Source organism: Citreimonas sp., assembly GCF_042096055.1.
Lineage (GTDB): Bacteria > Pseudomonadota > Alphaproteobacteria > Rhodobacterales > Rhodobacteraceae > Citreimonas.
Genome location: NZ_JBELMH010000008.1, coordinates 33,607 through 36,107, shown reverse-complemented (window position 1 = coordinate 36,107; position 2,501 = coordinate 33,607). Strand labels below are relative to the sequence as shown.

The window sequence follows — 2,501 nt, the reverse complement described above, 5'->3', positions numbered from 1 at the left end:
TGTGCAGGTCGCGGCGGATGTCCTTGGCGATGCGCTCGGCCTCGGCCACGAGCGGGTCGGCGCGGCGGCCCAGCAGGCCGGGATCGTCGCGCAGGCGCACCAGCAGGCCGTACGCGACCGCCATGCCGCGATGCGACCGCTCGGGGATCAGCAGCCGCGCCATGTCCACGAAGCCGCGCGGCACGCCGAAGGGCTCGCCCATCGCGGGCAGCGGTTCGGCGAAAAGCGGGTCGGGATCGCCCTCGAGCCCCCACTGGACCGCCTCTGGCGGTACGCGGTGCGAGGCGAGCAGGCGCGCGGCGTCGCGCCAGGCCCCCAACGTGCCGAGGCGCGGCAGGCGGGGCGCGAACATGGGCTAGAACAGCTCCATCTGCTTGGGCTTGACGAAGCGCGCGCGCAGGTCGGTGGCGTCGAGCGTCGCCTTGGGGTGGTGATCCTTCGTCACCACGAAGGGCCGCGCCTGCTTCACACGCCCGCCCATGCGGCGGATGTCCTCGAGCCCCAGGCTGCCCGAGCGGCGCGCCTTGATGATCCGGTCGACGATCTTGGTGCCGAAACCGGGCACCCGCAGCAGGGCATCCTTGGTGGCGCGGTTCACGTCGACCGGAAAGCGGTCGCGGTTGGCCAGCGCCCAGGCAAGTTTCGGATCCACGTCGAGGTCGAGCATCCCTGCGCTGTCGCGGGTGACGATCTCGAACAGTTCAAACCCGTAGAAGCGCAGCAGCCAGTCGGCCTGGTAGAGGCGGTGTTCGCGCATCAACGGTGGATCGACCAGCGGCAGCACCGCGCTGCTGTCGGGGATGGGCGAGAAGGCCGAGTAGTAGACCCGCTTCAAGCCGTAGGCGCCGTAGAGCCGATCGGCGTTGCCGAGGATCGTGGCGTCGTTGGACCCGTCCGCACCGACGATCATCTGCGTCGATTGCCCGGCCGGCGCGAAACGGCCCCGGCGGCGCCCGGTATGCGACCGGTCGGCGTAATCCTCACCTGTCAGGCGCACCTTGCCCATCGCCGCGCGGATGCTGCGCGCGTCCTTTTCCGGCGCGTAGGCCTTGATGCTCGCATCGGTGGGCAGTTCGATGTTGATCGACAGGCGGTCGGCGGCCAACCCCGCACGCTCGACAAGTTCGGGCGAGGCGTCGGGAATCGTCTTGAGGTGCACGTAGCCGCGGAAGCCCTGCGCACGCAGTTTTTCCGCGATCAGCACCATCTGCTCCATCGTGTAATCCGACGATTTGATGATGCCCGAGGACAGGAACAGCCCCTCGATGTAGTTGCGGCGGTAGAACTCGGTCGTCAGCCAAACCACCTCGTCCACGGTGAAGCGGGCGCGGGCCACGTTCGATGACGCGCGGTTCACGCAATAGGCGCAGTCGTAGATGCAGTAATTGGTCATCAGGATCTTGAGCAGCGAGATGCACCGCCCGTCGGGGGCATAGGCGTGACAGATCCCCGATCCGGTGGTTGACCCCAACCCCTTGCCGTCGCGCGAGCCGCGCTTGGCCGTGCCCGACGACGCGCACGAGGCGTCGTATTTCGCCGCGTCCGACAGCAGCGCCAGCTTGTCCTGTATCGTCATCCGAGCCATGTGTTCTTCATACGTTCCACAGCACCCACCCGCAAGGCACGGCTGCGTGAACGCACGAAAAAGGCGGCCCCGAAGGACCGCCTTTGACAGCGTCGCGAACAAGTCGCCTCAGGTGGCGGCGGCCTTGTTGATGCCGTTGCGCGCCAGCGCGGTCATCGTCTCGTCACCGTGGTAGGTGTGCGACAGGTGCTTGTCGATCTTGGCCGCGTCGTCGTCGAGGTTCAGCCGCTGCGCGAAAGCCTTGCAGCAGCCGTAGCCCGCGATCGCGTAATGCACCATGCGCTGGTACTGCGTGATGATCATCGCGTCGCGCACGTCGTCGTCCGAGAAATCCTCTTCCAGCGCGTGGGCCTTGGCCTCGGCGACGAGGCCCTGCATGCCCTTGCAATGCTCGCCTTCCGGGTCGGCATCGTGGGCGCGGACGATCGACGCGATCATCTCCATCCCGTCCGAGATGCCCTTGTGCCCGGCGTGCAGCGCCTCTTTCAGGCGGTCGTCCTTGGCTGCCTCTTCGAGCTTGATGACGATATCGCGCGACTGCTTGCAGGCGGAATGCAGGTCCTGCATCTGGTCGATGTAAAGGTCCTTGAGGTCGTCCATCGCGTGTCTCCTGTGCGGCGTGGAAGTCTTGTCGGGACAACGGAAACCGACGGGTCCCTGTTCCCTGTCCTAGGCGTGCGACGGGTCGTTCAGCTGTGCCGCGGCGAGGGTGTAGTCCACCGGCTCGCCGTTCCAGCCGAGCGTGACAGACTGGCCGGCCTCGGAAGGTCGGATCGTCACGCTCAGCGTGTCCGGCCCGACCGTGCGGGTCAGCGTCAGCGACTCCCCGCCGCCGTCGCCCGAGAGTGCGGTTTCGGCCTTGGCGAAGAAGTCCGGCCGGTCGCGGCGCAGGTGCAGCAGCGCGCGGCCCAAGCGG

Annotated in this window: 3 protein-coding genes and 1 pseudogene; all 4 read right to left on the bottom strand. The window is 67.4% G+C overall.

All coding sequences use genetic code 11. From position 1 onward, the window contains the following. Nucleotides 1–352: pseudogene (locus tag ACFDTC_RS03705) on the bottom strand (uracil-DNA glycosylase); the annotation flags it as partial. Between the two features lie 3 nt (nucleotides 353–355). Beyond that, on the bottom strand, nucleotides 356–1,585 hold the full coding sequence (locus ACFDTC_RS03700; RefSeq protein WP_375257522.1) for a putative DNA modification/repair radical SAM protein: 1,230 nt from the start codon (nucleotides 1,583–1,585) through the stop codon (nucleotides 356–358). 108 nt (nucleotides 1,586–1,693) lie between these two features. Beyond that, nucleotides 1,694–2,185: a DUF892 family protein gene (locus ACFDTC_RS03695; RefSeq protein ID WP_375257521.1), complete on the bottom strand. Its 492-nt coding sequence runs from the start codon at nucleotides 2,183–2,185 to the stop codon at nucleotides 1,694–1,696. A 69-nt stretch (nucleotides 2,186–2,254) separates the two neighbouring features. Continuing rightward, a partial coding sequence (locus ACFDTC_RS03690) for a hypothetical protein (RefSeq protein ID WP_375257520.1) occupies nucleotides 2,255–2,501 on the bottom strand: 247 nt, incomplete at its 5' end.